The following is a 24,466-nucleotide window of genomic DNA, read 5'->3' as shown; positions in this document are numbered from 1 at the left end:
ATTCACCCGAAGACCGTTCTCGTTGACCGCCGGAAACTTGGATACCCAGCCATCACTACCCTAAGCGAGCGAGTGATCACAAACAGCAATATAACGCTGGTGTCTACTCAGCGTGGAACCACGCAGCGTCAAGAAGATCGGCCTCTGCCCAGGCCACACGTACCTTTACGGTCGCGGACGCGACCAAGCTCGGCGTGCGCGCGTTCAGGCACGTCGCGCCCTTCAGCACCGTGCACGCGTCCTCGACCGACGCCACCGCCGAGGACGCCGCCACACATCCCCGCGGCCCGCAGGCCCTGGACGCCCTGCGCGACGCGTGCGTGAACACCGTGCTCACCTGACCGAGGCCGGATGCGACTGTGCGGCGTAGCAGGTGGACGGTTGCGATCTTGATGCCGGGCACAGACAGCACCCGGCAGATCGACTCGACCCCGAATACCTTCTTTTGAACGCGTCGATGAATGCGATCAGTAATTGTGTGGCCGGTCAAGCTCGGCCGCGAAGAGGACCACCGAAGCCTTGAGGATCTCGTTCGCCCGGCGCAAGTCGGCGCTCTCGCCCTTGCGCCGCTTGAGTTCCGCCGACCCCTCACTCGTGGTGCCCCACCGGACACCGGCGCCGGCTTGATCCCGAATCGCCGGGTCCCGATCGACTGTGGGACAGGCGTCGGTTCCCCTTGCGCGCGTTCCGACTTCATCCTATTTGCACGTGAGCGCCGACCGGAGGACGCCGGAGAGGAAGGACACCCGTCCGCGGTTTATGGGCGTCCTGTGTCTCCTCGCACGGTGCCGCTCCTGGGAGCGGGCTCGGCTGCATCGTTTCCGCAGCTGATAAGCCGATTCTCTGGGTCGACAAGGACCACGCGCGGGAGGAGCTCCTCGACCTCCTCTCCCGAGCAGATCCCATACCCGAGGATGGTGACCAGGTCACCGGGTGCGAAGAGCCGGGCGCTGGCGCCGTTTACCCCGATGATTCTCGATTCGGACGGGCCTTCGATCGCGTAGGTCGACATTCGGGATCCGTTGTTGATGTTGGCGATGTCGACTCGTTCCCCGGGAAGCAGATCAGCGGCCCTCATAAGGTCGCGGCAGATCGTCAGTGAGCCGACGTAGTGGAGATTGGCATGGGTGACGGTGGCGCGGTGAATCTTGGACTTCAGCATGGTCCGGTACATGAGTTGTCCCGTCAGGTTCGCAGGGGGTCTGTCAACGGGTGGATCTCGAACTCGGAGCGAAAGTGGCATTGCGAAGGCAGCACCGTCGCTCCGGGTCCCCTTAGGCTCATCTAAGACCAGGAAGAGCGCCCCGAGGTCTTCTTTGCGGAGTCCTGGCGGACAGATCGGGCGCAGAGGGTGTGTTGTCTCGATTTGAGACGAAATGCACTGCGGGTGACTGGCCTCTGGTTGCGGTGCCAGTAATGATGAAAGCTTCACCCTCGATGTGTAGATGGAGATGTAATGGCCGATCTGTCTGCCGCTCGTACACTGGTCGTCGATAATGCGATCGTGCGGCATTACGCCGTTCTTCAAGGTCTACTTCGTGCACAGGTCGGTGATCGAGACGGCGCTAAGCATTTCTGTCCCGGGTGGGAGTTGCCACCGCTTTCTGCGGAGATGGTCGACTTCTTTTCCCCATCTAGTATGGCCGTGCATCACCTGCACGGCCCTGGCACGCAGAAGCTCCGCCGACATGCGGGTCATAGGCTTGCGTTGTTGGACATGATGCGCAATCCCGCTACGCGCACCACCAAGTCACTGGCCTCGCTGCTGATGGTGGCGCGGGCCGTGCAGTACGTGCGTCGGTCCGGGCGCCGGGTGATGCTGCTGACCCCGTCCTCAGGCAATAAGGCCACGGCCCTGCGCGATGCGGTGCTGCGAGCCATCGACCTGGAGCTGGTCGCGGCAGACCGACTTCACATCACCAGCCTCATCCCGGTGGGGTCGGCCGGCAAGGTGTGGTCGTCACGCCTGAGTACCGATTCCGATCTGCGCAAACGCAACCCGGTAGTGCTCTACCCAGGCCGAGAGCCCTCGGATGTCAGAGATGTGTGCCGGCAGGTCCATGCGCTGATCGCGGCTGAGCTGCGAGACGGTGCGCAGGTCGACGTCTGGTACACCACCGACGTCGACAACTACCGGTCTGCCGACGCACTGCGAGCCATGGTCGAGTACGAGGTCCACCCTCCGCCATCAGACCGGGGAAGACTGCACATCCAGGCCGTTTCCAGCGCCTATGGCCTGTTGGGGCACCAGCTGGGGTATCAGTCTCGAACGCATCCTGGTCACGGCCGGGCCCCCCGTTACTTCCTCGTACAGCAGCTCGGCGCGCCTGACATGGTTCTCGATCTGCTGCGCGGATCAGCGGCTGAAGAGGTGTTGCCCTCCTATGGCTACGACCCGGGCAGCGGCCTGTACCGCCAGGACACCGATCCGCGCTTTCCGGCCACCGCTTTTGACCCCGCTGAACGCGTCGACGCTACGTTCTACGCCAGGCGGCCGCCCACCGCCGCGGCGATGACCGAGGTGATCCGGCGTCAGGGCGGTGGTGGGATCGTGGTCTCCCTGCACGAATGCATGATTCGGTACGGTCAGGTACGAGACCTGCTCGCGCCAGCGATCGAGCTGCCCTCTGACCCACGCGACCTGCGCGAGTGGGCCTTGGTCATGGTGATGACCGGCCTGCTTAACGCTCTTGACCGCGGTCTCATCACCGATGATGACGTCTTGGTTCATGGCACCGGCTGCTATTCGGCGGACGACTTTCGCCCGATCACCGGCCTGGCGCCCTGCAGCCAACCGGAAGAATTGCGGCGGCTGATCATCGACGCCGCTCTGCCCTCTTCGTAGTGAGGTCGGCGAGAGCGGCCTGGGTGCCGTCCAAAGTCAAGGGAGACCGGAATGAGGCTGATACTGCTGCCAGGTAGCGACACGAGGTCACCCAACTGGCGGACGCCGAACCGGGGTCAGTGCGCCGCGCTGTGGGCACGGCAGTCATCGAAACAGGTCGCCGGCCTCGTTGGCGTCACGACCGGCCCCGGGCCGCACGCACCGACCGAACGGCACGATCGCGGGAAGCCGGGGACGCGGTGGGCGGCTAGAGACGGGAGTTCTCCCAGGCCACCCTGGCCCACCCCGCAGAGTAGCGGTGCCGTTCATGGCGCTATGCCCGCCGGGCTAGACGAAAACAGCCGCAGGGCCGGTCACATGCGCCATCAGCCTCAGGCATCGTGACTTTTAGTGAATTGCCAATCACGGGGAAGCGGTGGTGAAGAGGTTCGGTGCAGCCCGCGGCTGGGGCATCGTCACTCATCAGGCATGCCGGTGCGCTGCCGCGCGATCCGATGAGCTGGTTGGGGCGGTACTGGGGGCCCGATGGGCGCTGGAGGCGCGGGTCGCGGGCCAGCGGGCTTACCCCGGTCTGTGATCCTGAGGTGCTGAAGTCCACGATGACCGATCGGTTTCGCGCTTTTGACAGGGGCGGGCTTACGGTCGAACGCGCCTGGGGCCTGCTCGACAATGGGCTGGGCACCTGTCCGAACATCGAAGGCAGCGGCGGTTGGTGCAGCCGGCGTGCTCGCCGCAGCGGCTGGCGGAGGCTGGGGAGGTGACGGCTGAGGAGGCGTCCGCCGCAATTGCGGCCCGGCACCCCGGACGGCCGGTGCAGGCGACGGGCTGGATGAGTCGTCTAGCTCTCCGCGTCGCTATCCGTAGTCTGCTGCCGACACTCGGACTGGCCGAGGTCAAGCGGATGGCGGGGGCTTTCGACGTAGCGGCGTCTCGTACTGGTCGACGGCCTGATCGCTGCGCTCTGCCGGACCGCCGCCGCGCGTCCCCATACCGCAGCCGACCGCCTCGTCTACCAGCTGATGGTCTTCGGCTACGGCGTCAGCCTCACCGCCAGCACCATCCTGTGGGCTTGAGCGATGACCTGACCAGCCTGGCCAGGCGCCTGCGCCCACACCTGCCTCCCCTAGAGGACACATGCCACGGCCTCCCGCACCCGCGAAGCTTCCTTCCCTGACCGTGCTGCGGTTCCCTCTAGCCACGGCGGTACTGCTGTACCACACAGCCCTGTACTTCGCCGGGCCTGTCAGCACACTCACCTTCATGGCCTATCCACTGGCGTTCGGGGCCGTGAGCGGCTTCTTTGTGCTGTCGGGATTCATCCTCACCTGGGTATCCACCCCCCAGGACCGGCCCAGGGCGTTCTGGCGCCGCAGATTCTGGAAGGTGTTCCCCAACCACGCCCTCACCTGGACCGTGGCGGTGGTGTTCTTCGCGCATCTGCTCAACCCACCACTGGTCGAGGACAGCCCGCCCTATGCGAGCATCCTCGGCCTGCTCCTGCTGCAGAACTGGGTTCCCAGCGCAGAAGTCTTCCTGGCCTTCAACGGCCCGGCCTGGTCGCTGTCGTGTGAGGTCTTCTTCTATGCCTTGTTCCCCGCATTGATCGCCGCCGTCCGCAGGCTTCCCGCGCGACGCCTCCAACCCGTCTGGGCCGCCACCGCCGCGATGGTGCTGCTCATGCCCGCAGCGGCGGCCTGCATTCCCGGCCCCACGCTGGTGCCTGGGATACCGCTCAACGAGTACAGCTTGTGGTTTGTGTATGTTCTGCCGCCGGTTCGGCTGCCCGAATTCCTGCTCGGAATGCTCACCGCCCGACTCCTGCAGACCGGCGATTGGCCGCAACTCTCGCGTGTGACGATCGCCGTCGCCTTCGCCGTCGCCTTCGCCGTCGCCTTCGCCGTCGCCTTCGCCGTCGCCTTCGGCGCCGCGTGCGCAGCGTTCATGCTGCTTCCCTTCACCTATGCCTTGGGAGCCACCTTCGCCGTCCCCTTCGCCCTGGTGACAGCAAGACTGGCCAGAGCTGACTTGCACGGCCGCACGCATCAATGGGTCGGTCCCATGTCAATGAAACTGGGCGAGGCTTCTTATGCGCTGTATCTGGCGCACATACCCCTCCTGATGGTCGCTGCACCCGTGCTGGCGGCCAAGGACGCCTTCGCCCCCTGGTCAGGGATACTGCTCGCGGCGACGTTCGTGCTCGCGGCCCAAGCGCTGGCTCTGCTGCTCTACCGCTTCTATGAGCGACCTCTGATGAGAGCCATGGCCCGCCGGCGCACGCCCTGCAGCCCCCCGGTATCGACTCCGCTCGGCTCCGGGCCTCGGGAAGAACGACCGTGACGCGCCCGCGCTGTGGCGCAAGCGATCGCCGCCGCACTCCGATCAGCCCCGATTCCATCAAGATCGCGCTGCGCAGTGCCGCCAGCACGCTCTCGCGGCTCGGGAAGTCCGGCGTCACCGCCACACCGCAGATCGCGTCGGTCGCACAATCGATGAACCACGTCACCCACGGCCGGCGCAGCATCCCCCCGACATCAACCTGCACCGGAGCCTCGACATGGTCGCCCTCCCACACCAGATTGCGGTGGCTGTCGACCTGACCCAGCCCCTTGGCGCGCCGCAGATACACATCAAACGCCCGGCGGGCCTTCTCACCCTTACGCAGACCAGCCCGCACACCCGGGCTCAGATCACGACGCAGCGCCCGATGCAACGTCGCCAGGCTCGGCGCCGTCGGCCCACCGGCCCGCTCCGCCGCCACCAGTTCACGGTGCAGCCGGGAGGCATTACCGCCCAGCAACGCCAGCTGAACACGCAGCTCATCGGTGATCTCCAACCGCCGGCGGACCTTGCGTTCACACCGGCCGTCCAGCCGCGCCTGACTCAGCCACCGCCACACCGTCCGCTCCCCGGCGCCCAAACACGCCGCCAGCAGCCGCACATGCGCACCGGTCAGCTCACCCCGCTGATCAAGCGCCAGTAGCCGCCGGGTCGCCGGCCCCCGCACCTCATGCAGCGACCCCACCCCAGCACTATCGCCCCCAGGGTGCGCCGCAGTCCCGACCGGGGAATCAGGCATTGCTCCGCCCTCCGACCCGGCGGCGCAGCCCCCTTCAAGAGCCGACCCCGCCGTCCGTGGCCGCCGCCCAACGCCAATCCGTACAGTGAGGCAGGGCAGCCGCCGAGTAAGGCGCGACCAACCGATGGTAACTCCGCAAACTCACCTGGTTCCAGGAAGTAACAGGATGAAGTCACAGGACCCCGCCGACCCCGCCGACCACAACCCGCGGCTCCTCCTGCCCGAATCGGCCACCACAGCCTTCGAACTCCTCAGCCGCCGATGGGTCCTGCAACTGCTCTACCTGCTCTGCCAAAGCGAAGCACGCTTCAACGAACTCGCCCACGCCATGCCCACCATCTCCCACCGCGTCCTCATGGAACGACTCCGCACCCTCCAACACGAAGGTCTCATACATCGCAATGTCGACCCAGGACCCCTAACCCGCATCACCTACCGAATCACCGACCTGGGCAGCAGCCTGTGGCCCAGCCTCCAACACGCCAACACCTGGGGCGCCCAATACCTCACCACCAACCACCCCACCTGACACCTCCCCGGCCCAAACCACCGCCCACGCCGGCGCAAGTTGAGATCATCAGACCAGGGAGGAGAACCCCCGCGTGCCGAACACCCCCGCGTGACCAGCGCACTGCCACCCAATGACGAACCAGCACTGCCAGAGACTTGCAGAATCGCACCTTGCGGCTCAGCGGCGGCTGACGGCGCGGGCGACTCCGGCGGCGATCGTGGTGGCCAGAATCCAGCCGGCCGCGACGAACGTGTACGACAGCCACTGGTGGGCCCCGACGGGGTTGAACGCGAGTTCCTGCCCGAGGTTGATGAGCGGGATCATCAGGTCGAGCGTGTAGACGACCGGGTTGAACTGCGGAGCCTCGCCGGGCTTGAGCGGGGCCGGTGGGTGCAGCCCGTAGACCACGCTGCCGACGGTCAGCAGCACCGCCGACCACAGGAACGCCCGCCATGGCCGGTACCCGAACCCGGTGGTGAGGTCCTGCAACCGGCCCCAGAACCAGATGAGCGGGGTCTCACCGTCGAGCCGGTGGCGTTCCTTGGCGCACAGGACCGCGCGCGCATCGGCGTGCAGGCCCAGCGTGGTGTAGTGAGCCGCGAGCTGCTCGTACGGCTGCGACTCAAAGCCGTTGCGGTCGCCGTTCAGCCAGGCCAGCCGCTGCCTTGCCGGCAACCGCGGCTCCAGCGCCCGGTAGGTGAGGCCGTTGGCGTCCAGCACGGCCGGCCAGCGGTCCGGGTCGTCGCGGAGCAGACCGATCTGCGCGTGCGCCAGCACGATCGTGCCATCGAGCGGTGCGGCGGGCAGCAGCGACAGTTCACCGGCCACCAGCCCCTGCGCGTCCAGCGCCACGCCATCCCGCACCGACAGGCGCAGCCCGGTGAGATCCACGTGCTGGCCGACCCGTGTCCCGTAGAGCCTGAGCTCCCCGTCGATGAGCAGGTTGTGCGCGATCAGGTCGGCGCCGATCTCGCTGCCGGAGGCACGCAGCGCCGGGCCATGCGGGACGTGCAACTCGGCGTCCATGAGCAGCAGCCGGACGTTGATCCGTGTCGCGCGGATCATCACCTCGCCGTGCGCTCGCAGCCGGCACAGGGACACCAGGCCGAGCTCGGCGTGATCGACGGCGAGGGTGCGGTGGCCGCCGGAGTTACGCAGTTCCGCGTCGTCCAGGTCGACCCGCCCGGCGACCCGGGTGTTGCGCATGCTGATCTCGCCCGCCGTCACGGTCAGATTGACGCCGCTGACCTCGCTGCACGTCGCCGAGTCCAGGTCCAGGGCCTTGCCACCGGGGTGGTGCAGCCGGGCGTCGTCGAAGGTGAGGTTCCCGGTGATCTGCGTGCCGATCAGCCGGATCCCACCCTCGGCGCTGAAGCCGCTCCGGCAGAAGAATCCTCCGCCCACCGTCGCGCCGGCCGCGTTGAGCACGTCATGGCCGGGCGCGCTCAGCCGTGCCCGGTGGAACGCGATGGTGCCATCGATCTTCGCGCCCCGCAGCAGGACGGCCCCGGTGACCTCGACCTCCGCGGCCCGGAGCTGCCCGCCGATCGTGACCGCGTCGCCGTGCACGGCGGCTCGCTCGCCGGGATTGCTGAACCTCCCGCCCGCCAGGACGAGATCGCCGGTGATCTGGCCACCGCGCACGTTGAACTCTCCGCGCACCGTGATCGCGGCAGCGTTCAGCCTGCCCTGGATCTCGACGTTGTTCGCGATCACCTTGCCGGCCGTGACGTCGGCCAGCCGGACCTCGCTCTCCAGCCGTGCGTGGTCGAGCCGCACACCGCCGTCGATCGACGAGCCCTCCAGGGAGACCAGCCCGGCCGCGCGCAGCCGCGGTGCCTTGAACGCCCGGAGGCGGCTGTTCGTGATCCGCAGCGTGCGCAGGTCGGCCTCGGCGAGGCTGACCGTGTCCTCAAAGACGCAGCCAGCGCAGTCCAGCAGGGTGTCGAACGCGGTTCCGTCCAGGTCGAGCCGCCCGATGATCCGGGCTCCGCGCAACCGGACACCGGGATAGCGGCCGGGCGTGGGCTCGGCCGCGCCGAGCAGCAGCGCCGCGACCACCTCGGCGCGCACGGTCTCCCCACCGCCGAACGTCACGATCGCGCCGCTCGGATAGGCATCCCAGAGCCGCAGCTCCGCGCCGGTCAGCTCGTGTCGTTCCATATCAAGACCAGACGTGGTCCGGCTGCGGCCGGTTCCGCGCCGGCCCCGGCTGGAAGGGCTCCCGCCACTGACGTGCCGCGACGCAGCCGGTGACCCGAGAATCGGTCCTCCTCGCACGCCCTTGCCGGTTGCTCACAGGGCGTTTGGTCCTGCGGAGTCTGGTTGAGCTGAGGGGTCAGGTGCCGCGCCAGGTGGGGGTGGATTGACTGGTGAGGCGGCGGCTGAGCAGGTCGATCGAGGCGAGGTGGATCATGGCTTCGGAGCGGGCGGGCAAGGCTTCGTAGTCGCGGGCCAGGCGGCGGTGTTGCATGAGCCAGCCGAAGGTGCGCTCGATGACCCAGCGGCGGGGTAGCGGGACAAAGCCGCGGGTGGCTGGGTCGCGGCTGACGGTGTGGATGCGGATTCCCAGGTGGGCGGCGTGGTCGATGAACCGGGCGCGGTAGGCGCTGTCGGTCCAGGCCATGGCGATGGTCGGGTGCGCGGCGGCGGCGCTGGTCAGCAGCTGCATGCCGGCGGGTGCGTCTTGCACGCTGGCGGTGGTGACCAGTACCGCCAGCAGCAGTCCGAGGGTGTCGGCGGGTGATGCTGCGTTTGCGGCCGACGATCTTCTTGGCCGCGTCGATGCCTTGGGTGGTGGCGGGCACGGTGGTGGCGGTCTTGACGCTTTGGGAGTCGATGATGCACGCGCTGGGCTCGGCGTCGCGCCCCTGCTGCTGGCGGGCCAGACGGCGCAGCAGGCCGTTGAGCTGGGCGAAGACGCCGTCTTTTTGCCAGGCGGCGAAGTAGGAGTAGACGCTGGCCCAGGGCGGGTAGTCGTGCGGCAGGTAGCGCCAGGGAATGCCGGTGCGGTCCACATACAAGATCGCATCCATCAAGGCGCGCAGGTCGTGTTCAGGTGGCCGGCCGATGTCCAGGGCGTACTGGCGGCGCGCGGCGCGCCAGGCGGTCAACGTGGGTTCGATCAGCGCCCAGCGCTCGTCGGACAGATCGCTGGGATAGCGCCGTGATTGCCTCATGTCCTTGGCCTACGCCGTCCACACCGACATGCCCAGCGGTATACATCCACCCAGCCAGCAAGCCACGCATCAGACCCCATCTTGGGACCAGACAGGACGAAGTGTGCATGACAGGCAGAACGCAACGTGCTCACGCCACCGGACGCCCAGCCACCCCACCGACATCTCACGCCACTCGATAATTGCCCGGCAAGACACCACATAGCAGACGCAACCTGAACCAAACGCCCTGTCAGTGCGTGTTGAAGAACTGTTGATCTCGCAAACGGCCGGGGAGTGTCGGTCGGCATCGGGCTAAAGGGGTAAAGAGCCGATCATGATTGATGAGAGCAGGGTCGCCCTTGTGACGGGTGCGTCCCGGGGCCTGGGGGCCTCCATGGCCCGGCGCCTGGCCGCGGACGGGTGGACGGTCGCGGTCAACAGCCGCTCCGGCGGCGCGGCGGCCGATCAGGTGGTCGACGACATCCATGCCGCGGGCGGCTCCGCCGCGGCGTTCACCGCCGACGTCACCGATGAGGAGGCGACGGCGGACCTGGTCGCCCGGGTGACGCGGCGCCTCGGCCCGGTCACCGCCCTGGTGATCAACGCGACAGGCCCGCAACCCCTCGTGGCGATGGAGGACCTCACCTGGCAGACGCATCTGGACCAGCTGGCCTTCTTCGTGAAGAGTCCGACGCTGCTCGTGCAGGCGGTCCTGTCCGGCATGAAGGAGCGGAACTGCGGCCGGATCGTCCAGATCGGCTCCGACATCGTCGACCGTGCTCTGCCGGGAATGTCGGCCTACGTGGCAGCCAAGGAGGCCCAATTCGGACTGACCCGCACCTGGGCCCGCGAGCTGGGCCCTTCCGGCATCACGGTCAACCTGGTGGCGCCCGGCTGGATCCCGGTCGAGCGGCACTCGCAGGTCCCCGAGGAGGAGCTGCTCGCCTACCGGTCGGACGTCGCTCTCGGTCGCATGGGAAACCCCGACGAGGTGGCCGCGGTGGTGGCGTTCCTGGTCTCGGGGGCCGCCACGTTCATCACGGGGGAGCGGATCACCGTCAACGGCGGCCACACACTCCGCTGAGACTGGGCAGGCTCAGGCGGAGGCGGAATCGGGGGGCTTGATGCTGGCAAGAGTCGTTGATTCAGTGATCTGCATTCGGATCCGGCGTCCCAGCGTTGATCACTCAGAGTGGTCATGGGGAGCGTAGCGGTTCCAGATTCCGCCTGCCTGCAGAGCCAGGTACGGGTAGTTAATTCTGCAGAGCTGATCAGCGTGTTAGCTCTCGTGGAGCTTCCCTAGGACCGTTCGAAACGTCACCGACACTCGCCGACGGCGGGGAACTCGCCGGTCGGGGCCGGGGTCGGTCTTGCGTGCCGGGATGGCGTGCCGCCAGGTGAATCGAGCCGGGCCGGTCATGACGCACAAGCTGCCGGGTTCGAGGCGTACGGGCGCGCGGGTCTTGTCCTGTGGGTGGGTGAACTCCATGACGCACGCGGACAGCAGGCTGACCGAGGCGACGACCGGGCCGAAGGAGGGGACGCGGTCGACGTGAGCGCTGATGCCCTGACCGGGCAGGTACTCGTTCACGATGACCTGGTCAGGTTGTCGTTCGAAGTAGCCGTCCTCGTGCAGCCGCCGGGCCAGCGTCAGCGCCCAGCCGGGGAGCGGCGGCGCTGGGGCCCCGCTCATACCGCGACTGCCGTAGTCGTAGCGGTGCCCGTAGTGCTGGACACGCCGCCGCAGCTGCGACGACCAGGGCGCGGCGTCGATGTCCGCAGTCAGTCGCTGCTGGGTGTCCGTGTCCAGCCAGTGGTGGACGCACAGAAGACCCGGAACCATGATCGAAAACATATTCGATCACGCCTATCCGGTCCAGAGGCTCGTCGAAGCCACCACAACCCCGCACGTTTATCGGCTCTGTCGCTGATCTTGTGACGTGGAACGGTCCGGTAGTTGATCGTGTCCGGAGTGTGTTGAGGATCTTCTCCCGCATCTGGCCGGGGTCGTGGTGGAAACGGTGGAACGGACGCTGAGGGTCGTCACCCTCGATGCCCGTGTCCGAGCTGACGATGGGACGTGCCCGCACTGCGGCGAGTCGTCGGCCCGGGTGCATGGCCGCTACGTTCGGCGGCTGGCCGATGCCGCGCTCGGCGGGATGACGACGGTGCTGGCTTTGACGGTGCGCCGATTCAAGTGCATCAACGCCGGATGTGCGGCAGTGACGTTCGCCGAACAGGTGGTCGGGTTGACCAGCCCGCATGCCCGATACACGCTGCTGCTGCGCCGGATGCTGGGCAGGGTCGCGGTGGCAATGGCGGCCCGTGCGGGTGTCCGGCTGGCGGCCCGGCTCGGGTTGCCGGTGGCCAAGGACACGCTGCTGCGGATGGTCCGAGCGCGACCCGAGCGGCCCGCCGGTCAGGTGCGGGTGGTGGCGGTGGACGAGTTCGCACTGCGCAAGCGGGACCGGTACGCGACGATCATCGTGGACCTGGAGGCCCACCAGCCGATCGAGGTACTGCGTGGCCGGGAATCGGGCCCTGTGACCGAGTGGCTGGCGGGACATCCCGAGATTGAGATCGTCTGTCGCGATAGGGCTCGGGCGTTCGCCGAGGCCGCCCGTGTTGGTGCACCTCAGGCCCGGCAGGTGGTGGATCGGTGGCATGTCTGGCACAACCTGGCCGAGGCGGTGCAGAGAACCGTCGGCACCCACCACGGCTGTATCAAGACCGCCTACGCTGACCTGCCCGCCAGCCACGAACCACCCGAGTCGCAGGACGTGACGGAGCCCGACGACCATCTCGATGTTCGTGGCCGCCCGCGCAAGCTCGTCGCCCGGACCGCCGAGCGGTACGCCGCAGTGCAGGACCTGGTCACTCAGGGCCGATCCCTCAAGGGGATCAGCCGGGACCTGAACCTCGACTACTACGCCGTCCGCCGCTACGCCCGAGCCGCGAGCTTGGACGAACTGCCGGCCAAAGCCGCCCACCGCCCCAGCCTGCTCGACGCCTACAAGCCCTACCTCGCACAACGCGTCAACGACGGGTGCCACAACGCCCTACAACTGTTCCGGGAGCTGCAGACTCAGGGATATCGCGGCAGCTCGAGCACCGTCTACCTCTACGTTCGCCAGCTCAAACACGGCATCACGCCCCCGCCGCCACCTCGACCGGTCCCGCGCCCCCGCAGAGTCACCAGCTGGATCATGGCCAACCCCGACACCCTCGATCCCCGCGCCGCGCTGGACCTCAAGCAGATCCGGGCCGGCTGCCCCAACCTCGACGCCGCCGTCCGCCACGTCCGCACCTTCGCCGTGATGATGCGTCATCTACGCGGCGACCGGCTGCCCGCATGGATCGACCAGGTCGCCGATGATGACCTGCCCGCACTGCGGCAGTTCGCCGACGGGCTGCGCTACGACCTGGACGCCGTCATCGCCGGCCTGTCGCTGCCGTGGAACTCAGCCCAGGCCGAAGGCCAGAACACGAGAGTGAAGCTGCTCATGAGGCAGGGCTACGGCCGCGCCAACTTCGACCTACTCCGCACACGCATCCTCGAACGGTCGTAACCGCCCATCACAAGATCAGCGACAGAGCCCGTTAAGCCGTACTCACTTCTGCACTCCAAGCAGTACGCCGACAACCTGGCCATCCAATCCTGCTGGCCACCTTCATCGCCGACGAAACCGCCGCCCGCTCGGCCGTCAACGAAGTCATCGCGGCCGAGTGACCAGCCACAAACCCATCGTGATGGCAGCATCGACACCAGGGCCACTCCCGACCCCGGCTCCCTGCCCACGAGCCCCGTAGCCATCGAGCTGTTCCAGCTGACCTTCTACCTGCTGGACACGCTCGACGCACGAGCGCCCGCCATGACCCCCGCCGCTCGCTGCCAGCACACCGCCCACCGATGCCGGGAACTGGCCGACCGCGAACTTCTGGGCATCATGCCTCCCACCACCGCCGCATCATCGCCCAGATGGCCGTCCACCTGGCAGTCAACGCCGAATGGGCCACCGTGGTCTGCCAACCCCACATCACACCCCTCCACACCCTGAACTCCCAAGCGGCCGCAGCCTGGACCTCAGCCCGCGACGTGATGCGCTACACCACCTTGGGCATCACCCAAATGCTCACCCACCACGACCCCGGCCAACTCTGACCCACCCCGGCGACACGACGAACACCAAGCCGACACCCTGCACACCAAGGCCCTGCCAGAACCACCCGGCAGGGCCTGCCCACACCTACCCGTCCTCACCACCAACGACGCCGCCATCCTCATCCTGAGTGATCGCTAACACATGGTCCGGGGTGTCCGCCGTTGTCACCGGCGCGCGGCTGGCTGGGCTCATGGAGGCGGTGTCATTGCCCGTCGCGCCGCTGTGCGGCCGGCGCGGAAGGGGCTTATCCAATGCCGAAGTGTTCGCGAGTCCAGGTATCGATCGCGGTGCGGAACGCTTCGGGCTCTTCGAGATAGGGGTAGTGGCCGCTGTGGTCGAAGACGCGCAGTTGGGCGTGGGGGATTGCTTCGGCGATGCGCTGGCTGTTGGGCAGTGGACACATCGGATCGTGCCGTCCGACCAGCACCAGCGTCGGGCAGTTGAGCGTGCTCAGCCGGGGCTCCAGATCGAACTCGTCGAGCTCGGTCATGAAGGCGTTCAGGCGTTCAGGCGGAGTTATGGCCGTCCTCGCCCTCGGGCGGTTCGGGGGTGCGGTGCGGGTCGGCGACGCTGAGCCGGAACATCGCTGTGCGGAAGGCGGCCATGCCTTCGGCGCCTTGGGCGGCGGACGTCCGTGCCGCCGCTACTTCGGCGGCACGGGGGTGGGCGGGATCGGCGAGGCTTCCGGTGATGAACTGCCTGCTCGCCGCACTGCCGATGAGAACAAGGCCGCGAACGGCTTTGGGGTGGCGCAACGCGTGTAGCAGCGCGACCATGCCTCCAGTCGAACTGCCCACCACCACCCATGGCGGCAGGTCAAGTCGATAGCGGAAGTCCTCCAGGTCGTCGGCGAAGGACTCCATGGTCAGGTCGTGGCTCTCTCGCGGCGCGCTGGAGCCTCCGAGACCGACCGGATTGATCGCGTGCAACCGGAAGTGTGGTGTCAGGGCGTTTGCGAGGGGCCCCTTGGCGGTCACCTCCCGGTACTGGTGGATCAGGCACGCGGACGGTCCGGTCCCTTCTACGTCGTAGGCCAGTTCTCCGCGGGTGACCTTGACTGTCGACGGCATGCGCCCTCCCATGAGCAAATTACTGATCGTCAGTAAACTGACTATATGGGAGTCTGGGATGATGTCCAAGTGTCCGCGCATTCAGTTCCGCCCAGGCTCAGCTTCCTGCTCGTGGCGTTGCACGCCCGGGCGCGCAGTGGCGTCGAGCAGCAGGTCAGTGGCCTGGACGTCGCCCCCAAACAGGCCGCCTCGCTGGTCTGCCTCGGCGAGTACGGGCCGATGTCACAGCAGGAGCTGGGGCGCCGGATCGGCGTCGACCGCACCACCGTCGTCGCCGTGGTCGACGGCCTGGAACACGCCGGCCTCATCGAACGGCGCCGCAATGCGGCCGACCGGCGCGCCTACGCCCTCCATCTCACCGCCGAAGGCCGCCGTCACCAGCGGGCCGCCGCCGACGCGATCGACCGTGCCGAAGGGCAGCTGCTGGGCCCCCTGGGAGCCGAAGAACGCGACCAACTTCTTACGCTGCTCGCCCGCCTCGTCGACTGGGAGCCTGCTGAATAAGGGGTGATGCGGGGCGGGAAGAGCGCCGACAATGCCGTCTGTGTGGCGTGAGATTCGAGCCCTGTGGGCTGTCTCAGTGGTCGCTGTTCCCGCCGGTTTCCAGCTTGGTGGCGGTCGGCAGCGTGTGCAACTGGCCCTAGGGTTCGGTCCTGACCCACTGAGCAAAGTCCGAAGGCTTCACCGACTGCAGCGGGCGTCCCGCCGTTCCACGCTGTCGGCTCTGCCCGGCGTATTGGGCTTGACGCTGACGGTGCAGGCGACGTTCACCGTGTTGCTGGTGCTCGGCGCCTATCTCGCGCTCGGCGGGAACATCGGCGCGGCGAAGATCCTGGCCGCCCGCTGCGCGGACCCGCTGCTGTCGCTGGTGGACATGGGTGGTCGGCTCCGCGGCGCACGCTCCGAGCTGACCAGGCTCGACACGGTGTTGCGCACCCAGCCTTTGCCGGAGCCCAGCGACCCGCCAGCCGCAACACCATGATCTGGAGTTCGAGTCCGTCACCTTCCGGCATGGCGACCGCACGGTCATCGACAATGTGTCGTTGTCCGTGCCGGAGGGACAGCGGCTCGCCGTCGGGCGCTGGCAAGAGCACATAGCTGCAGTTGCTCGCGCGCTTCTGCGACGTGGGCGCCGCATAGGAGGTGTGGACGTGCACGCCATCAACACCGAGGTGGTGATGGCGCAGATCGCCATCGTCTTCCAGAGTGTCCATCTTCGACGGCACGATCGAGGAGAACGTGCGTCTCGGCCGTCCCGCGAGGTGCGTTCGGCCGTGACCGCGGCGCGGTTGGGCGAGGTGATCGAGCGACTGCCCGCCGGATGGATGGCGAATGTCGGCGAAGGCGGTGCACTGCCGTCGGGTGGTGAGCGCCAGCGCGTCTCGATCGCGCGAGCGCTGCTGAAGAACGCGCCCATCGTGCTCCTGGACGAGGTGGCCTCCGCGCTGGACCCGGTGAACGAGGCGGCCGTCCACGAGGGAATCGAGCGTCTGATGGCAGGCCGGACGGTGCTGATGGTCGCGCACCCGGACGCGGACCATCCAACGTGCCGATCACATCGCCTTTCTGGACGCCGGCCGGATCGTGGAGGAAGGCGGCCGCGACGACCTGGGGTGTCGGTAAGAGTCGTGCATTCAGGTACACGCGATTGAGTTCGCCCAGCTCAGCGGTGGCGCTTGCGGCCCGTTGGCGGATCTTTCTTCCGATCGGTGGGCGTCGGTGAGCGGGTCGCCGTCTGGGCCGCTTGCGTCCGGCCAGGCGCGGAGGGTCCGCACCCGGGTTTGTAGAGGTTTCCAGTAGCACAGAGAAGGGGTTGGTCGGATAGCGCCGTAGCTTGCGGTGATATCGCGATGTGGTGGTGCCGGATGGTCAGCTTCAAACGCAGGGCCATCGGGTCCGCGTCCAGCGCCTGGTTCGGCTGTCGCTGATGGTCAGCCGGCACCTGCGCAGGCGCCCGGGCCGGCCCGGCGATCTGGTTGGCTTTTGGCCGGGGGTTGTAGGTTGATCTGCGGTTGCTGAGGGGGCTTTGAGAGGCGGATGAGTGGGGTTGTCGGGGCGCCGGGCCGCGCTGGGTTCGGCGGTTCTGGACCGTTTCCAGCATCCGGCGCAGGTAATCGTTGGTGGTTTCGGGCTGGCGGTGCTGGTCGGCGCCGGGTTGCTGGCGCTGCCGGTGGCGACCGAGTCGGGTGAGTCGGCGGGGCCGTTGACCGCGTTGTTCACCGCTACGTCGGCGGTGTGTGTGACCGGTTTGGTGGTGGTGGACACCGGTGAGCACTGGTCGGTTTTCGGCGAGGTGGTCATCTTGTTGCTGATCCAGGCCGGTGGGCTGGGGATCATGACGTTGGCCACGCTGTTCGCTGTGCTGGTCTCGGGCAAGCTGGGGCTGCGGGCCCGGCTGCTGGCGCAGGCGGAGACCAAGACCCTGCACGGTGCCGGGATGCGCCGGGTGGTTCGCAACGTGGTGCTGTTCAGCCTGGTCTCTGAGGTGATCGTGGCGGTCGTGCTGTCGCTGCGGTTCGCGTTCGGCTACGGCGAGCCGGTGGGGCGTGCGGTCTACATGGGGGTCTTCCATGCGGTCTCGGCGTTCAACAATGCCGGGTTCGGGTTGTGGCCCGACAGCCTGTCGAGGTTCGTGGCCGATCCGTGGGTCTGCCTGCCGGTCGCGGCCGCGGTCATCGTCGGCGGGCTGGGGTTTCCGGTGGTGTTCGAGCTGGCCCGCAGCTGGCGCCGGCCGAGGCGGTGGTCGGTGCTGACCCGCATCACCCTGGGCACCACCGCCGCGCTGCTGCTGGTGGGCACGGTGGTCCTGGCCAGCGCCGAACGCGATAATCCCCATACTCTGGGGCCGCTGTCGGATTCGGCCAAGTTGCTGGCCGGGTTCTTCGCCGCCGTGATGGCGCGCACGGCCGGGTTCAACAGCATCGACATCTCGCAGATGCGCCCGGAAAGCTGGTTGTTCACCGACATCTTGATGTTCATCGGCGGCGGCAGCGCGGGCACCGCCGGCGGTATCAAGGTGACCACGTTCGGGCTGCTGGCGTTTGTGATGTGGGCCGAGTTGCGCGGCGAGGATCGGGTGAACGTCGGCCACCGCAGGCTGGCCGGGCCGGTGCAGCGCCAGGCGCTGACGATCGCGCTGATGGGGGTCGGGCTGGTCGCTGTCTGCACATTGGTGTTGTTGTCGATGGTGCCGCACAGCCTGGACCGGGTGCTGTTTGAGGTGGTGTCGGCGTTCGGCACGGTCGGGCTGTCGACCGGTATCACCGGCCAGCTGCCCGACGCCGGCCAGGTTGTGATCGCCCTGTTGATGTTCATCGGGCGGATCGGGCCGCTGACTCTCTTTTCCGCGCTGGCGCTGCGGGAACGTACCCGTCGTTACGAACTGCCTGAGGAGCGACCCATCGTTGGCTGACAGACGACACGACCCCGTGGTGGTCATCGGGCTGGGCCGGTTCGGCAGCTCGCTGGCGCTGGAGCTGGCCGAGCAGGGCACCGAGGTGCTGGCCGTCGACCACCGGCCCAAGATCGTCCAGGCGCTGGCCGGGCAGCTCACCCACATCGCCACCGCCGACTCCACCGACATCGAGGCCCTGCGCCAGCTCGGCGTGCCGGACTTCTACCGCGCGGTGGTGGCCATCGGCAGCGACATCGAGGCCAGCATCCTGACCACCTCGCTGCTGGTCGAGCTGGGCATCGACGACATCTGGGCCAAGGCGATCAGCCGCCAGCACGGCCGCATCCTGGAACGCATCGGCGCCCACCATGTCGTGCTGCCTGAACATGACATGGGCGAGCGCGTCGCCCATCTGGTGGCCGGCCGGATGCTGGACTACATCCAGGTGGATGAGAACTTCGCCCTGGCCAAGACGCATCCTCCCAGGGAACTGGTCGGCGTGTCCCTGGGCGAGACCCGGCTGCGCAGCAAGTACGCCGTGACCGTGGTGTGCGTCAAGAGCCCGGGCGAAGACTTCACCTACGCCACCACCGACACCGTCCTGCGCTACGACGACATCATCATCGTGGCCGGACGGGTCGACAAGGTCGAACGGTTCGCCGAACTCTGAGACCGCCCCTGGCCACATCCCGCGCGACGGCTTACTGACGGCGACCACCGGCACACACCGGCCTGTGGTGGCCTCGGCGTCACGGCTGGAAGCGGTAACCCATGCCGGGCTCGGTGAGCAGGTGGCGGGGCCGGGACGGGTCGGTCTCCAGCTTGCGGCGCAGCGAGGCCAGGCAGGCCCGCAGGTGATGGGCTTCCTTGAGCGAGTGGGAACCCTGAACCTGGGCGAGCAGCCGGCGTTGCGAGATCAGCTTGCCGGGACTGCCGGCCAGAACCTCGACGATACCCCACTCGGTCGCGGTGAGGTGCACGGCGACGCCTTGGAGGTCTCCCGCGACTGCGGTCACGGTCTTGCGCGTCAGGTCGATGAGGTAGGGGCCGAGGCGCGCCCGTGCTGGCCTTGATGCGGGCGAATAGCTGGTCCACGTCGAAGGGTTTGGTGAGGTAGTCGCCAGCGCCGGCGTCGGCGTCGACCTTGTCTCTGCTTCCGGTCCGTCCCGACAGCACGATGATCGGTGCCTGGCTCCAGCCGCGCAGGGCGCGGATGACCTCCACACCATCCAGATCGGGTAGTCCGAGATCAAGGATGATCAGGTCCGGATGCCAGTCCGCGGCCCGGGCCAGGGCCTGCCCGCCGTCGAGCGCGACCTGGACGTCGTAGTGACGGGCCTTCAGGTTGAGCCGCAGGGTCGCCAGGATCTGCGGCGAGTTGTCGACCACCAGCACACGTGTCACGGCCGTTCTCCTCGCTGGCGCTCAGTGCGGGTCCGGGTCCCGACAGGCGGCGACCCGGTGGGGTGCAGTATCGGTGACCTGCTTCCCATTGGGCTCGTCACTCACCACGACCAGCAGTCAAGCACAGCGTCCGGCCGTCGCGGCCGCGTGTCAGGGACGGGATTTGGTCCGCTCGGCCTGCCAGCGTTCCACCAGGGCGGGCAGGTGAGCGAACATGTAGCCGTAGAAGTCGCGCATCTCCTCCAGCCGCCGGGCCGCTGGGCTGTCGGGCCCGGCGGCCTGGATGCCGCGGTCGGCGGCCTGGAACATCGCCTGCACCATGCCGTTCTGGGCCGACATCAAGGTGGCCCAGGCGCCCTCGCGCACCCGGTAGTGCTCACGCCGGCTGCCCGGCGCCGCAGCGCGCTCGATCAGCCCGACGGTCGACAGCATCTTGATCGCCCCCGACACGCTGCCGGAGCTGATGCCCAACCGCTCGGCCAGGTCCGGTGCGGTGACACTGTCCTCATCGGCGAACATGAACGCCGCCAGCACCCGCGCGGTCGCCTTCTGCAGCCCGCCCTGGGCCAGCACCAGCGCCAGATGCTCGGCCGCCTCGGTGGTGTCCGCCAACGTCACTCCCCTCGCCAAAGTTCGTGGTGAAATCCTAACAGCTTCAAGCCTTCAGAAATCTCTGAAGACTTTGTACAGTTTGCGGCATGACGACCACGGCGATCGAACTCGACCACCTCAGCAAGGACTACGGCACCCGCCGCGGCCTGGCCGACCTGTCCCTGCAGGTGCGTTCCGGCGAGGTGTTCGGCTACCTGGGGCCCAACGGGGCGGGCAAGTCCACCACCATCCGGCTGCTGCTGGACCTGATCCGCCCCACATCCGGGACCGCCCGCGTGCTCGGGCTGGATCCGCGCGGTGACGCGGTGCGGCTGCACCGCCGCATCGGCTATCTCGCCGGTGACTTCGTCGTCGACGGCCGGCAGAAGGCCGGTGAGTGCCTGACCTTCCTGGCGGGCCTGCGCGGCGGTGTCCCCGCGCACCGGATCGCCGCGCTGGCCGAGCGGCTGGAGCTGGACCTGGACGCGCGGATCAAGAGCCTGTCCAAGGGCAACCGGCAGAAGGTCGGCCTGGTGCAGGCGTTCATGCACCAGCCCGAACTGCTGATCCTGGACGAGCCCACCTCCGGCCTGGACCCCCTCGTTCAGCAGACCTTCCTGGACATGGTCACCCAGGCCCGGGCCGACGGGCAGACGGTGTTCATGTCCAGCCACATCATGAGCGAGGTCGAGGCCGTCGCCGACCGCGTCGCCATCATCCGCCAGGGCCGCCTGGTCACCACCGACACCGTCGCCGACCTGCGCGCCCGCTCATTCCTCCACGTGCAGATCACCTTCGCCGCGCCCGTCCCGGCGGCCGAGTTCACCGGCCTGCCCGGCGTCACCGACCTGGCCGTCGACGGCACCACCCTGACCTGCCACATCGACGGCAGCCCAGATCCTGTGATCAAGGCCGCCGCCCAGCACACCGTCACCGCCCTGCGCGCCGACACCCAGGACCTGGAAGAGCTCTTCCACACCTACTACACCGGCCAGGCCGACCAGCCGCGCAACGGCAGCGCCGCCTGACCGGCCCCTATCGACACCATCACGAACGGCGGCACCCATGACCACCACCCGTCCCGAAGCCACCGCCACCGCGATTCCCGGCGCGTCCGGACTCGCCCGCGCCTTCAGCGGCTCGATGTTCACCAAGACCTTGTACGACAATCGGCGCATCTTTACCGTCTGGGCCCTCGCCACCGGCCTGCTGGCGGCGATGTACGGCAGCTTCTACCCCCAGATCTCGGCCGACTCCATGGCTTCGGTCCCCCAAGCCATGGAGGGCTTCGGGCTCAACGACGCCTCCAGCGCCGCCGGCTACCTGCAGGGCGCGGTGTTCGGGTTGCTGGTCCCGCTACTGGCGACCTTCTACGGTGCCGCCACCGGCGCCCGCATGATCTCCGCCGACGAGGAGAGCGGCTACCTGGACCTGCTGCTGGCCCACCCGATCGGCCGCACCCGCCTGCTGCTGCACCGCCTGGCCGCCCTGACCGTCGGCGCCGTCGCGATCGCGGCGGTCGTGCTGGCCGCCATGCTCGCCATCCGCTCCAGCGCCGAACTCCACAGCATCAGTCCTGCGAACTTCGCCGCCCAGGCCCTCAACCTGGCGCTGCTGGCCACCATGTTCGGAGCGTTGGCCACCGGCCTGGGCGCCGCCACCGGCCACAGCCGCCCCACTGTCTTCGGTATCACCGCCGGCCTGGGCGTGGCTGCCTACGCCCTGCACGGCTTCGCCCCCCAGATCGGCGCCGACTGGCTGCGCAAGCTGACGCCGTACCACTACTACATCGGCGGCCAGCCCCTCAACAACGGCCTCCAGATCGTCGACGCGGCCGTCCTGACCGGCGCCGTGATCATCGTGACCGCAGCCGGCGCGTGGCGCCTCAACCGCCGCGACCTCGGCCGCTGAACCACCGTGACCGGCCTCCCCATGCCCGGATACTGCACACGCTCAGCGCTGCCGGTCTGGAGTTCGAGGGGTTCCGGACTGGCGGAGTCGCCTATTCAACTGTCGCGAGTTCTCAAGAGGGTCACCGCGTTGATGACGTTCCGTGACAACTGCCGCCATGAGAGCGGTATCTTCGCGTCGAAGGTGATCAGTGACTCCAGAGTTGAAGACTGCGCTGAACGAACTGCGGCGGGTGCGAGCGATGCGGCCTCAGGATTCCGCCAGCGCCGCGGCGTTCGCTGAGTGGCGTGAAGCGATCGCACTGGTTCTCGACGAACTCGCTGGCCATCTGCTCTTTCCGGAGGACCGTCTTCGTGCTGCGGTTGAAGCCGCCACGGCGAGAGACGAGGCGGCCCAGTTGAGGTTCCCGCCCACCTAATGTTGCATGGCCGTCCTGCAGAGACGCAGGTCAGGCGGCACTTGTAGCGCTGACGAAGTTTCGGTCGGATACAGCCGCGATCTGCGGTGATATCGACGTGGTTGGTTTTGGGGGAGTTCGCGGCGCCTTGTCGAGGATGGCGGCTGTACTTGGATCCGGTAGGCCGTCCTGCTCTTCCAGGACAGCTGAATCGGTGCTTGGGCACCAACCGAGCGGCCCGTAGCGTCAGGGCGTTGGCTCGGGTGGGGTGACCGCCGCTGGGCGTTGCGATGCGGGTGGGTGATCGGAGTCAGTTTCTGACCGCGTCGTCGCCCAGTGTCGCTACGCGGGGAAGTGCCAGGGCCAACGCCGGCACGATGATGGCCGCGACGACGACATGGCTGATGGCCAGGACGACTTTGGTCGCGGTGCTGGCGTCGCTGGTGATGGGCAGGGAGAAGGAGGCGATGAGGCCGGTCATCGCGACCGCCATGAACAACCGTCTGGGCCGCCTGGCCCATCTGCGGCACGCATATGCCAGTGCGGTGCCGGCTGCTCCGCCGTCCAGGAGAGCGCCGAACGCCATGTTCGTCACCGGCATGCGCGCGAACTCGTTGTCGAATATCTCGGTCAGCTCCATCGGCACGCCGGCGGCCCGGGCAGCCCCGTACACCAGGACGCTGGCGGCCGCGGCGGCCAGCGCCGCGGCCAGGCCCACCTGCCACAGCGGCCGCCCGGACCACGGGCGGTGCGGGGCGGCGTCTGGGCTGGTGGCCATGCCTCTGTCCTCTCGCGCGGGTGGTCCCCAGGAACGGTTTCGCTGGGAGCAGCGGCGGGTCATCGGTTGACGTCTGCTGGGAGCACGCTGATGCACTGCCGATTTGAGGTCAAGATGGTTGATGAAGATCTTCGCCGCGGGGCTGGGCCGTGGCGTCGGCGAGTTCGCGCAGGAGTCCGGCCTTGGTGGTGACGTCGGTGATGCGCGTGGTCTGGTGTCCGTCGATGAAGACGATCAGGGTGGGCAGCGCCATGATCTGGAAGCGGCGGGCCAGGCCGGGGTTGTCGTCGAGGCGGACGGTGGCCACGCGCAGCCGGCCGGTGTGTTCGGCGGCGATCTGTTCCAGCACGGGGACCAGGGCTTTGCAGGGTCCGCAGCCCTCGGCCCAGAAGTCGACCAGCAGCGGCTCGGTGATGCGGGTGCGTTCGGCGTCGAAGTCGGCTTGGGTCAATGCGATCAGCGGCGTGCGCGTGGTGGTGTTCACGGTGGGGCTCTTTCCTGGGGTCAGGGGCGGGTGGCGGTGCCGCGGATCTGCGGTGCCGTGGGGAACGGCAGACCGGTGTCGGTGCTGGTGAGGATGTCGAGGTGGTCGATGGTGAAGCCGGCGTTCTTGATGGCGGTGAGGGTGTCGCGGGAGCAGTGGCAGCCGCCACCGAACCAGGGCCAGGCGCGGGTGGTGTCCAGGGTCTGCTGGAGGCGGCGCCGTGCGGGTCGCGGATGGTGGACGTGTTCGAGGAACCGCAGTTGGCCGCCGGGCTTGAGGACCCGGGCGATCTCGGCGAGTGCGGCGTCGGGGTCGGGCACCGAGCACAGGACCAGGGAGGCGATGGCGGCGTCGCAGGAGGCGTCGTCGGCGGGTAGCCGGTCGGCCCAGCCGTCGACGATTTTGATCGGCACGGTGGCGGTGGTGTCGGCGAGGGCCTGGGCGAGGGCGCGCAGGTGGGGTTCGGGTTCGACCGCGATGACCTCGGTGACGGTGCCCGGGTAGTGCGGGAAGTTCAGGCCGTTGCCGGCGCCGATCTCGATGGCGCGCCCGGTCAGCCCGGCCAGCAGGGTGCGGCGGTGCGCGCCGATCCTGCGTTCCATCAGCAGGCTGGTGCGGGCGTAGAAGCGGGCGAACAGGGGGTGGCGGTGGCTCATGGCGTGCTCCCGGAGGCTCGGGCTA

At 68.0% G+C, this 24,466-nt stretch carries 24 protein-coding genes and 3 pseudogenes; 16 read left to right on the top strand and 11 right to left on the bottom strand.

Annotated elements, in window-relative coordinates:
- Nucleotides 1-194: 194 nt before the first annotated feature.
- Nucleotides 195-341 (top strand): hypothetical protein, encoded by a 147-nt coding sequence (locus ABD333_RS44880; RefSeq protein WP_344549032.1) that lies wholly within the window; start codon nt 195-197, stop codon nt 339-341.
- A gap of 416 nt (nt 342-757) precedes the next feature.
- Here ABD333_RS44880 and panD read toward each other — a convergent pair whose 3' ends face one another.
- Nucleotides 758-1,174 (bottom strand): aspartate 1-decarboxylase, encoded by a 417-nt coding sequence (gene panD, locus ABD333_RS44875; protein ID WP_344549031.1) that lies wholly within the window; start codon nt 1,172-1,174, stop codon nt 758-760.
- Between the two features lie 282 nt (nt 1,175-1,456).
- Between panD and ABD333_RS44870 the strand changes: the two genes are divergently transcribed.
- The 4 genes from ABD333_RS44870 (at nt 1,457) to ABD333_RS44855 (ending at nt 6,450) form a co-directional block, all read left to right on the top strand.
- Entirely contained in the window at nt 1,457-2,845 is a 1,389-nt protein-coding gene (locus ABD333_RS44870) for a DUF6002 family protein (RefSeq protein ID WP_344549030.1), read from the top strand.
- 1,134 nt (nt 2,846-3,979) lie between these two features.
- Nucleotides 3,980-5,182: an acyltransferase family protein gene (locus tag ABD333_RS44865; protein WP_344549029.1), complete on the top strand. Its 1,203-nt coding sequence runs from the start codon at nt 3,980-3,982 to the stop codon at nt 5,180-5,182.
- A 244-nt stretch (nt 5,183-5,426) separates the two neighbouring features.
- Nucleotides 5,427-5,825: a hypothetical protein gene (locus tag ABD333_RS44860; protein ID WP_344549028.1), complete on the top strand. Its 399-nt coding sequence runs from the start codon at nt 5,427-5,429 to the stop codon at nt 5,823-5,825.
- A 262-nt stretch (nt 5,826-6,087) separates the two neighbouring features.
- Nucleotides 6,088-6,450: a winged helix-turn-helix transcriptional regulator gene (locus ABD333_RS44855; RefSeq protein ID WP_344549027.1), complete on the top strand. Its 363-nt coding sequence runs from the start codon at nt 6,088-6,090 to the stop codon at nt 6,448-6,450.
- A gap of 159 nt (nt 6,451-6,609) precedes the next feature.
- On the opposite strand, the gene ABD333_RS44850 is transcribed toward ABD333_RS44855, so the two are convergent.
- Both ABD333_RS44850 and ABD333_RS44845 read right to left on the bottom strand, forming a co-directional pair.
- Entirely contained in the window at nt 6,610-8,595 is a 1,986-nt protein-coding gene (locus ABD333_RS44850; protein WP_344549026.1) for a translocation/assembly module TamB domain-containing protein, read from the bottom strand.
- Between the two features lie 175 nt (nt 8,596-8,770).
- A pseudogene (locus tag ABD333_RS44845) lies at nt 8,771-9,611 on the bottom strand (IS5 family transposase).
- Between the two features lie 316 nt (nt 9,612-9,927).
- On the opposite strand from ABD333_RS44845, the gene ABD333_RS44840 reads away from it, so the two are divergent.
- Nucleotides 9,928-10,677 carry an SDR family NAD(P)-dependent oxidoreductase gene (locus ABD333_RS44840; protein WP_344549025.1) on the top strand — a complete coding sequence of 250 codons (750 nt, stop codon included), beginning with the start codon at nt 9,928-9,930 and terminating at the stop codon, nt 10,675-10,677.
- A gap of 195 nt (nt 10,678-10,872) precedes the next feature.
- Here the strand turns inward: ABD333_RS44840 and ABD333_RS44835 are convergent, their stop codons facing one another.
- Complete coding sequence (locus ABD333_RS44835; RefSeq protein WP_344549024.1) at nt 10,873-11,436, bottom strand: alpha-ketoglutarate-dependent dioxygenase AlkB; 564 nt, start codon at nt 11,434-11,436, stop codon at nt 10,873-10,875.
- A 178-nt stretch (nt 11,437-11,614) separates the two neighbouring features.
- On the opposite strand from ABD333_RS44835, the gene ABD333_RS44830 reads away from it, so the two are divergent.
- Both ABD333_RS44830 and ABD333_RS44825 read left to right on the top strand, forming a co-directional pair.
- Nucleotides 11,615-13,162 (top strand): ISL3 family transposase, encoded by a 1,548-nt coding sequence (locus tag ABD333_RS44830; RefSeq protein ID WP_344549023.1) that lies wholly within the window; start codon nt 11,615-11,617, stop codon nt 13,160-13,162.
- 410 nt (nt 13,163-13,572) lie between these two features.
- Nucleotides 13,573-13,755: a hypothetical protein gene (locus ABD333_RS44825; RefSeq protein ID WP_344549022.1), complete on the top strand. Its 183-nt coding sequence runs from the start codon at nt 13,573-13,575 to the stop codon at nt 13,753-13,755.
- A 284-nt stretch (nt 13,756-14,039) separates the two neighbouring features.
- Here ABD333_RS44825 and ABD333_RS44815 read toward each other — a convergent pair.
- Nucleotides 14,040-14,826 (bottom strand): annotated as a pseudogene (locus tag ABD333_RS44815) (alpha/beta fold hydrolase); the annotation flags it as partial.
- Nucleotides 14,827-14,895: 69 nt separating this feature from the next.
- Here ABD333_RS44815 and ABD333_RS44810 point away from each other — a divergent pair.
- The 5 genes from ABD333_RS44810 to ABD333_RS44790 all read left to right on the top strand — a co-directional run bounded on the left by ABD333_RS44810 (nt 14,896) and on the right by ABD333_RS44790 (nt 18,890).
- Complete coding sequence (locus tag ABD333_RS44810) at nt 14,896-15,330, top strand: MarR family winged helix-turn-helix transcriptional regulator (protein WP_344549020.1); 435 nt, start codon at nt 14,896-14,898, stop codon at nt 15,328-15,330.
- Between the two features lie 238 nt (nt 15,331-15,568).
- Complete coding sequence (locus tag ABD333_RS44805; RefSeq protein WP_344549019.1) at nt 15,569-15,808, top strand: hypothetical protein; 240 nt, start codon at nt 15,569-15,571, stop codon at nt 15,806-15,808.
- A gap of 169 nt (nt 15,809-15,977) precedes the next feature.
- Entirely contained in the window at nt 15,978-16,478 is a 501-nt protein-coding gene (locus ABD333_RS44800) for an ATP-binding cassette domain-containing protein (protein WP_344549018.1), read from the top strand.
- 395 nt (nt 16,479-16,873) lie between these two features.
- Nucleotides 16,874-18,238 (top strand): TrkH family potassium uptake protein, encoded by a 1,365-nt coding sequence (locus ABD333_RS44795; RefSeq protein WP_344549017.1) that lies wholly within the window; start codon nt 16,874-16,876, stop codon nt 18,236-18,238.
- Nucleotides 18,231-18,890, top strand: coding sequence for a potassium channel family protein (locus ABD333_RS44790; protein ID WP_344549016.1), 660 nt, complete (start codon nt 18,231-18,233; stop codon nt 18,888-18,890). The genes ABD333_RS44795 and ABD333_RS44790 overlap by 8 nt, the downstream gene beginning before the upstream one ends.
- A 79-nt stretch (nt 18,891-18,969) precedes the next feature.
- Here the strand turns inward: ABD333_RS44790 and ABD333_RS44785 are convergent, their stop codons facing one another.
- From ABD333_RS44785 to ABD333_RS44775, 3 genes and pseudogenes are all read right to left on the bottom strand, one after another.
- On the bottom strand, nt 18,970-19,236 hold the full coding sequence (locus ABD333_RS44785) for a winged helix-turn-helix domain-containing protein (RefSeq protein ID WP_344549015.1): 267 nt from the start codon (nt 19,234-19,236) through the stop codon (nt 18,970-18,972).
- 112 nt (nt 19,237-19,348) lie between these two features.
- Nucleotides 19,349-19,609 (bottom strand): annotated as a pseudogene (locus tag ABD333_RS44780) (response regulator); the annotation flags it as partial.
- Nucleotides 19,610-19,774: 165 nt separating this feature from the next.
- Entirely contained in the window at nt 19,775-20,236 is a 462-nt protein-coding gene (locus tag ABD333_RS44775; protein WP_344549014.1) for a GbsR/MarR family transcriptional regulator, read from the bottom strand.
- Between the two features lie 86 nt (nt 20,237-20,322).
- On the opposite strand from ABD333_RS44775, the gene ABD333_RS44770 reads away from it, so the two are divergent.
- From ABD333_RS44770 to ABD333_RS44760, 3 genes are all read left to right on the top strand, one after another.
- Nucleotides 20,323-21,243, top strand: a complete 921-nt coding sequence (locus ABD333_RS44770) for an ABC transporter ATP-binding protein (protein WP_344549013.1) — start codon at nt 20,323-20,325, stop codon at nt 21,241-21,243.
- A gap of 37 nt (nt 21,244-21,280) precedes the next feature.
- Entirely contained in the window at nt 21,281-22,126 is an 846-nt protein-coding gene (locus ABD333_RS44765; RefSeq protein WP_344549012.1) for an ABC transporter permease subunit, read from the top strand.
- Nucleotides 22,127-22,316: 190 nt separating this feature from the next.
- Complete coding sequence (locus ABD333_RS44760; protein ID WP_344549011.1) at nt 22,317-22,544, top strand: hypothetical protein; 228 nt, start codon at nt 22,317-22,319, stop codon at nt 22,542-22,544.
- A gap of 289 nt (nt 22,545-22,833) precedes the next feature.
- On the opposite strand, the gene ABD333_RS44755 is transcribed toward ABD333_RS44760, so the two are convergent.
- From ABD333_RS44755 to ABD333_RS44745, 3 genes are all read right to left on the bottom strand, one after another.
- Nucleotides 22,834-23,301 carry a DUF6069 family protein gene (locus ABD333_RS44755; protein ID WP_344549010.1) on the bottom strand — a complete coding sequence of 156 codons (468 nt, stop codon included), beginning with the start codon at nt 23,299-23,301 and terminating at the stop codon, nt 22,834-22,836.
- A gap of 109 nt (nt 23,302-23,410) precedes the next feature.
- Nucleotides 23,411-23,785, bottom strand: a complete 375-nt coding sequence (locus tag ABD333_RS44750) for a thioredoxin family protein (protein WP_344549009.1) — start codon at nt 23,783-23,785, stop codon at nt 23,411-23,413.
- 20 nt (nt 23,786-23,805) lie between these two features.
- Nucleotides 23,806-24,441, bottom strand: a complete 636-nt coding sequence (locus tag ABD333_RS44745; RefSeq protein WP_344549008.1) for a class I SAM-dependent methyltransferase — start codon at nt 24,439-24,441, stop codon at nt 23,806-23,808.
- Between the last annotated feature and the right edge of the window lie 25 nt (nt 24,442-24,466).

This window comes from Actinomadura fulvescens (assembly GCF_039533225.1).
Taxonomy (GTDB): domain Bacteria; phylum Actinomycetota; class Actinomycetes; order Streptosporangiales; family Streptosporangiaceae; genus Spirillospora; species Spirillospora fulvescens.
This window is presented reverse-complemented; position numbering and strand designations above follow the sequence as displayed.

Excerpts from the sequence above, each read along its gene's own strand:
- panD (WP_344549031.1), bottom strand. The coding sequence starts at position 1,174 with ATGTACCGGACCATGCTGAAGTCCAAGATTCACCGCGCCACCGTCACC.
- ABD333_RS44870 (WP_344549030.1), top strand. The coding sequence starts at position 1,457 with ATGGCCGATCTGTCTGCCGCTCGTACACTGGTCGTCGATAATGCGATC.
- ABD333_RS44865 (WP_344549029.1), top strand. The coding sequence starts at position 3,980 with ATGCCACGGCCTCCCGCACCCGCGAAGCTTCCTTCCCTGACCGTGCTG.
- ABD333_RS44855 (WP_344549027.1), top strand. The coding sequence starts at position 6,088 with ATGAAGTCACAGGACCCCGCCGACCCCGCCGACCACAACCCGCGGCTC.
- ABD333_RS44850 (WP_344549026.1), bottom strand. The coding sequence starts at position 8,595 with ATGGAACGACACGAGCTGACCGGCGCGGAGCTGCGGCTCTGGGATGCC.
- ABD333_RS44840 (WP_344549025.1), top strand. The coding sequence starts at position 9,928 with ATGATTGATGAGAGCAGGGTCGCCCTTGTGACGGGTGCGTCCCGGGGC.
- ABD333_RS44835 (WP_344549024.1), bottom strand. The coding sequence starts at position 11,436 with ATGGTTCCGGGTCTTCTGTGCGTCCACCACTGGCTGGACACGGACACC.
- ABD333_RS44825 (WP_344549022.1), top strand. The coding sequence starts at position 13,573 with ATGGCCGTCCACCTGGCAGTCAACGCCGAATGGGCCACCGTGGTCTGC.
- ABD333_RS44770 (WP_344549013.1), top strand. The coding sequence starts at position 20,323 with ATGACGACCACGGCGATCGAACTCGACCACCTCAGCAAGGACTACGGC.
- ABD333_RS44765 (WP_344549012.1), top strand. The coding sequence starts at position 21,281 with ATGACCACCACCCGTCCCGAAGCCACCGCCACCGCGATTCCCGGCGCG.
- ABD333_RS44755 (WP_344549010.1), bottom strand. The coding sequence starts at position 23,301 with ATGGCCACCAGCCCAGACGCCGCCCCGCACCGCCCGTGGTCCGGGCGG.
- ABD333_RS44745 (WP_344549008.1), bottom strand. The coding sequence starts at position 24,441 with ATGAGCCACCGCCACCCCCTGTTCGCCCGCTTCTACGCCCGCACCAGC.